The organism is Chroococcidiopsis sp. CCALA 051, assembly GCF_003015105.1.
GTDB lineage: Bacteria > Cyanobacteriota > Cyanobacteriia > Cyanobacteriales > Chroococcidiopsidaceae > Chroococcidiopsis > Chroococcidiopsis thermalis.
The window spans coordinates 44,989-51,476 of record NZ_PYCI01000036.1 but is presented as its reverse complement, the minus strand read 5'-3'; the positions used below and the strand labels follow the sequence as shown (position 1 = coordinate 51,476).

Genomic DNA, 6,488 nt, shown 5'->3' with positions numbered 1-6,488 from the left:
GACTTACTTTTATTCTTATTCTCGCGGCGATGCTGCCACATGACAACGCCAGTGATGAATAGAACTAAGGGTGCAAATCCTACTAAAACGTAGAGAAAGCGCGATGGTAAACCCCAAAATGTACCGACGTGCAGATCGAAAAATGAGTTAATAATGCGATCGCCTAACGATTTTGGCTGTCGCGAATCTTCAACTTGAAGAACTTTTCCGTTGTAGCGATCGATGTGTGCTACACCATAAGTTGACCAGCTTTCGCCATACAAGCCGTAGATTGAAATCGCTCCTGTTTCAGACCCAGGCAAATCTACAGAATTTAGCTGCATTCCTGGTAATGCGGCTTTAGCTTGCTCGACGGCTTGAGTAAGGGTTATAGGTGCTTGTCCCGATATTGGCTTAGAAGTAACGGGATCGTCATTTGGAATTGGGCTAAATGTCACCGTCCGAATCGCCGGATAGGTAAAATCTGAAAAGTTCCAACCGAAGCCTGTAATGGCAGTTAATGAGAGAAAAACCGCTGTTGTAATTCCAACAACTTTGTGTAAATCAAAGTTTCGTCGCTTAATATGCGCCTTCCATTTGATTTTAAATCCGGTTGAAAGTTTGCGCCAACCAGACCACAAGAAAGTGCCTGTAACTGCGGCAATTAGCAGAAACAAAGCTACAGTTCCTGTTAAAATTACTCCAGGCTGTTCGACAAACAAACGATAGTGTAGGTTGAGCAAAAAGCGATAGTAGCTGAATCTTTCCAAGCGATCGCCCATCACTTTTTCTGTATAGGGATTGACGAACACTTGATGAGCGCCATCGAGATAAATATCTGGATTTGCATTCGGTTCTTCCATCACAACATGGAAGGGGTGGCGATCGCTTTTTGGGATGGAAACGCTTACAGCTTTCCATTGCGGATGAGCCGCTTGAGCAATTTCCACGGTGCGATCGATTGATATTGGTTGTCCTTGGGGAATCACTACCCCAAATTGTTGAGACACGATCCAATCGTCAATATCTGAGTGAAAGACAAGCAAGCTGCCTGTAATGCCAATCAGAATTAGGATTAACCCGACAACTAAGCCGATATAACGGTGAATTGAAAATATAAGATTACGCAGTCGTTTTGCACGCATATAGCTATAGATAATTTCAAAAATGACAGATTGCGATCGCACACAAAGCCTCACTCCGCCTGCGGTTCTCTTCTCCTTGGCAAAGCGAGGGGTTAGGGGAGTCAAAATTCTACCGCCACAGTTCCCAAAACTGTAAAAGGCGCACCTGGGTAAATCAAAGCCGTATTCTGAGATGATTCGTAGTATTTAGTATCAAATAAATTCTTGAAATTCAGCCCCACTCTCCAGTTATCGCGCTTGTAGAAAATACTGGCATCGGCACGCACGTAGGAGGGAAGTACGAGTTCGTTAGGTAATTCGGCTTCGCGATCGCCTACATAAAATACTCCCACACCAAAACCTAATCCTTGTAAATTGCCACGTTGAATTTCATAAGTCGTCCATAAACTAGCTCCTTCTGCTGGAGCATTTGTGAGTACGTCATCAACAGGAAGATTGTTATCTTCAGTCACAAAAGCATCATTGATAAAAGCAGAGGCAACTAGATTCCATCCAGGTAGAATTTCTCCTCCCAGATCGAATTCAATGCCGCGACTTTTTACTTCTCCGACTCCAATTGAGAAATCTGGGTTGTCGGGATCGGGTGTCAGAATATTGGTTTTCGTAATTTCATAAGCTGCTAGAGTTGCTGAGAGATTTCCTAATTCGGCTTTAACTCCGGCTTCATATTGCGTGCCGCGAGTTGGTTCGATTAACTCTCCACTGGCTGTTATAGTATTGTTGGGGACAAAGGAACGGCTATAACTGGCATAGAGAGAAATGGGTTCAATCGGTTGATAAACTAATCCCACTCGCGGGGAAAACGCATCGTCCTCAAAATCGTTAGACCTGTCAATTCGTTCTTCTCCTACAGTTTGTTCGTAACCCCTAGATTCAAAACTTGTAAAATCAAATCTGCCTCCTATTAGTAGTTTTAAATTAGGCAACAATGCGATTTGGTCTTGTAGATATAGCCCTACAGCGTTAGACGTAAAATCGTCTTTAAAAGAGTAATCTGAAGGTGGAATTGGTTCGCCATACACGGGGTCAAAGACATTAATGTTAGCTCCACTAGCCTCAAAGTTTTCATAGCCATTGTTGCGTTGAGATAGCTCTAGCCCCAGTAGTAGTTGATGCTGCACTGACCCAGTGTTGAATTTAGCCACCAAATCGGTTTGCCAAGAATAAACATCGTCATATTCAGAGCCATCTATTACACAAAATCGAGATACTTCCTGAGTTTCTGGATCGTACTCAGACACTCGACAAGCTACATCTTCCCCTTCCGAAAAAGAAGCTCCAAAAGCAGTGCGAAGACTAATATTGTCGTCAAAGCGATGGTCAAAGCTGAGGATGAGATTATTGGTAGTCTCATCAATGCGATCGCCTGGTTCTCCTAAATATCGACTAATGGGCAGCTCAAATGTAACTGGATCTATTGGCAGCCCATCATTGTACGTGCGATCGGAATATAAATATTCATACTCTAAAGTCAGAGTAGTTGCATCGCCAATTTTATAGCTAATTACAGGTGCGATCGAGAGAATTTCTCCATCAACAAAATCAATAAAACTCCCAAAGTTTTGGTAAGAGGCATTCAAGCGATATAATAGTTTTCCATCAGCAGTCAATGGTCCAGAAAAGTCAATAGATGGCTCGTAAAAGTCATAGCTTCCAGCGGTAAACTCAGCTGCATAATAGGGGTCGCTGAGAGGCTTTTTGGTAACAAAATTTATAATTCCCCCTGGCTCTACTTGACCGTACAATACTGAAGCTGGACCCTTCAAAACTTCCACTCGCTCGATGCCACTAGGGGCAATTGTCGGCGCTTCAATACGGAATCCATTTCTCAGGGTTCTAGAATCGCTAAATCCTCGAATATTGTAGGTATACGAAAAGCCATAATCTACTCGTGGAGTCACACCTGAAACATTCCGCAGAGCATCTGAAATTTCTGTTACTTGCTGGTCTTCAATTACCTGGCGAGGAATGACTTGAATTGACTGAGGAATGTCCCGTAAAGGTGTATCCGTTTTGGTAGCAGTTGATGCATCTGGTGCGTTATATCCCTCTACTTCTCGTTCCCCCGTCACCACAATTTCAGTTTCTTCCCCTGGTGCTGGCTGGGATGGCTGCTGTATATTCTTTGGTTCTGATGGTGTTGCCTCTGGTTTTGGCTGAATATCCGGTTTTGGCGCTGGCGGTGTTGCTGGCGCTGGTTTTTGGGCTGTAGGGGTTGTGGGTGCAGCTAAACTCAGTACCAAGGTGCGATTCCTTGTTACTATCTGTCCTGTTGGGATCGATGTCCCCGTCACCGTGACTCGAATACTGTTAGTAGCAAGTTGGCTAACGGTAACAGAAGTAATACCTGCAACTGGATTATTCTGACGAAAAATCTTACCTTCGGGTAGACGCAGTTGGGCGTTGATAATATTTGCTACCCAAGTCTGTTTGTAGCCATAGGTCAAGACCTGGGGTGAGGTTCCATCAGCGGTTTCTAGAATCATTTCCAAGCCGTTTGGCGTTGGATTCAGCTTGATACCCGTTACTTGCACCGCATTTGACTTACCCGCCGCATCAGGCTGTGGCTGAGCCGCGACTTGAGCACTTGTATAAAAACTTTTATCATCTTTCTTGAGATTAGTTTGCATCTGGTTAGACACCGTTGCTGCTAAGCCCACCTCAGTTCCCATGTCAGTTTTAGCGATCGCTGGCTCAGTTAACAGCAAAACAGCAAGCAGCCAAGAAGCTTTCAAGCCTAAAATCCCATATCGCCCAGGTTGCAACACTTACTATACTCCTCACAGCAATCTTGACACAAATCACTATCAAAAAAGATTTGCAAATAAGCCAGTGAGTAGTCTACGTAATTACCGAAACCCAAGTCTATGCCATAGAAGATAAATTTCGATCCATAGCAGAAAAGTTACAACTCAGTAACAATCTTTTTGCCAGCACGACAAGCACCAGGAGTTATGCCAAACTTGCGCCGGAAGGCGTTAGCAAAATGACCTAAATGGGAATACCCAACTTTATTTACTACTGCTTCTACATTCAGCTTGCCATCTCGCAACAATAAATATGCTTGCTGCAAGCGGTAGTCGCGCAAATAACCAAATGCTGTTGTGCCGAAAATCTTGCGAAAGCCTTGTTCCAACTTCATGTGGTTCAGTCCAACTTGTTGAGCCAAATCCATCAGCGCAGGTGGGTTGACGTGATTTTGAATTAAGATTTCCCTTGCCTGGTAAATTCGTTCTACGTCAGTTGGTTTGAAACTGTTAGCTTGTCTCCCATTGCTTTCGACGAGTTGAGTTAACTGCAAAGATAGCAGTTCGAGTACCTTACTTTCTAGATACATCCGCTGCATCATGCCTTGATGAGGACAATCGAGAATTTGCTGCAAGGCAAGGTGCATTTGCGGGGTAATTTTTCCCACTGGAAGGTGAAACCGAGGCGGAGTGTCAGTTTCTAGCAGAAGTTGTAACGGTTCTGGGAGAGATTCCGAGTCTGTATTAAACGACCTAAAGAAATTTAAGTCAAAAGTAATTCTAATTAATATCTCAGTAGTTCCGGCTTTAGCTTGCTCGATTTCAGCGATCTGTGGTAGGTAGAATAAGTAATTTTCACCTGTTTTTTCAAGATAATCGTCTTTGACATATTTATCTTTAATTCCAGGCGTGATGGTTCTGAGATTTCCGGCAAGATAAAATTTTGCTGTTAGAGGTTCAGCGCAACTGTGTTCGACTTCTGTACTTAAATCATGCAGCCAAGTCAAATCGAGAATCTGAAGGTTGTTTCCAGAAGGTAGCAGAATTTCGCGACACTTTTTTTTAACGTAGCGATCGCAATATTTCTCAATGTAATCGTACCCTTTAGTATTAAGAATCAACTCGTAATCTTGACAGCTTTCTAAATGCCGTTGTTCGTATTGTGCCTCATTTAGCGTTTCCATTTTCAACCCACACTTTACTTAGATGGAGCTATGGGTAACAAGACATTGAAAATAGAACCTTCACCGACTTTACTTTTAACCGAAATAGAACCGCCACAGCGTAGTAAAAGTTGTTGAACGATTGTTAAACCAAGTCCCGCACCACCTATATCTTCGCTGGAAACAGAACGCACCCGATAAAAGCGATCGAAGATTTTGGGGATCTCGTTAGGTGAAATACCAATTCCCGTATCGCGAAATTCTAATTGCACGTATTCGCCTTGAGTACAAGCTTTAACCCACACTTGCCCGCCTGTAGGAGTAAATTTAATGCTGTTATGTAACAAATTAATAGCGATTTGCCGTAACCAATTGTTAGAGCAGAAAATAGAAGGCAAATCGGGAGAAACGGTGTAGGCAAGCATAATGCCTTTTTCTTGAGCTAGAGGTTGGTAGGTACTAACTACCCCTGGAATAATTTCACTCAGTTTCAATGGTTGTAAAACTGTTTGTTCTGCCGTTCTGTCTAATTGAACTAATTCTAATAAACCGTTAATTAAAGAATTTTGGCGATCGCACTCGCTACTCAAAATCTGCAAATAGCGCTGTTTTTGCGGTGGTTTGAGGTGAGGAGAGTTTAAAAGACTCAACGCCGTTTTCATATGTGTCAGCGGAGTGCGGAGTTCTTCGCACATCCTACCGAACGATTCATCTTTACGAGTTAAGGTATTTGTTAAAGCTTGATTTTGCCGTTTTAAAGTGCCAGTGAGTTCATCAAACGTACTCCGGCGAGTTGCATCTTGTTGCTGAACTTGTTTGGCAAATAATCGCTCTAATAGTACTGGATCGGGTGCAGACGGACAAGCAAACAGCGTCTCCCAATTTTTCATCACCTCTGGGGCGATCGCTGGCTGTTTGTGCTGCGCTAGCTTCCAACGCACGCTTTGAGCCACGACATGACCGATTCCCTTGAGTACCTCCTGTAAGACTCGTCCCTCAAACGAACAAAGGCTCAGCAAGGGTAAAAATTTCTTTTGGCGATCGTTTTCCTTAGTTTTTCCCTTTTTGCGTTTCAGTCGCGATCGATGTGCCAGCACCATACAGCAGAATTGAGGCGAATGGACGATGAGAAAATAGTCCCGCCGCAAATGGCTATTTGGTAATAATTGGACTGGAACCATTGGGAAACCAGACAATTGAGCGATCGCAGTTTCCTGTCCGTAGCAAACATAGGTTTTGTCAGAGACTCTCACCTGCTCGTGATAGCGCTGAATCGAAGCATACCAGACTTTCCCTGATGGTAACTTTAGCCATAGTGTTGCTGAGATTTGCTTTTCTACCAGTAATTCCATCACCGATTCTACCAAGGAAAGCAAGGTTGCCGGACTCACCAACATTGGCGATGGTGGTTGTTCTATACTCAGAGCCAGTCGATAAAGGGAGATTTCCATTAC

General features: G+C 43.5%; 4 protein-coding genes. All 4 read right to left on the bottom strand.

Features of this window, described 5'->3' with window-relative positions:
• A partial coding sequence (locus C7Y66_RS11255) for a PepSY domain-containing protein (RefSeq protein ID WP_199197371.1) occupies positions 1–1,229 on the bottom strand: 1,229 nt, incomplete at its 3' end.
• The gene (locus tag C7Y66_RS11250) at positions 1,226–3,892 is read right to left on the bottom strand and encodes a TonB-dependent siderophore receptor (protein WP_106545649.1); all 2,667 of its coding nucleotides are present in this window, start codon (positions 3,890–3,892) and stop codon (positions 1,226–1,228) included. The genes C7Y66_RS11255 and C7Y66_RS11250, both read right to left, overlap by 4 nt.
• Positions 3,893–4,029: 137 nt before the next feature.
• Positions 4,030–5,055: a helix-turn-helix transcriptional regulator gene (locus C7Y66_RS11245; protein WP_106545648.1), complete on the bottom strand. Its 1,026-nt coding sequence runs from the start codon at positions 5,053–5,055 to the stop codon at positions 4,030–4,032.
• Positions 5,056–5,069: 14 nt separating this feature from the next.
• Positions 5,070–6,485 (bottom strand): DICT sensory domain-containing protein, encoded by a 1,416-nt coding sequence (locus tag C7Y66_RS11240; protein ID WP_106545647.1) that lies wholly within the window; start codon positions 6,483–6,485, stop codon positions 5,070–5,072.
• Between the last annotated feature and the right edge of the window lie 3 nt (positions 6,486–6,488).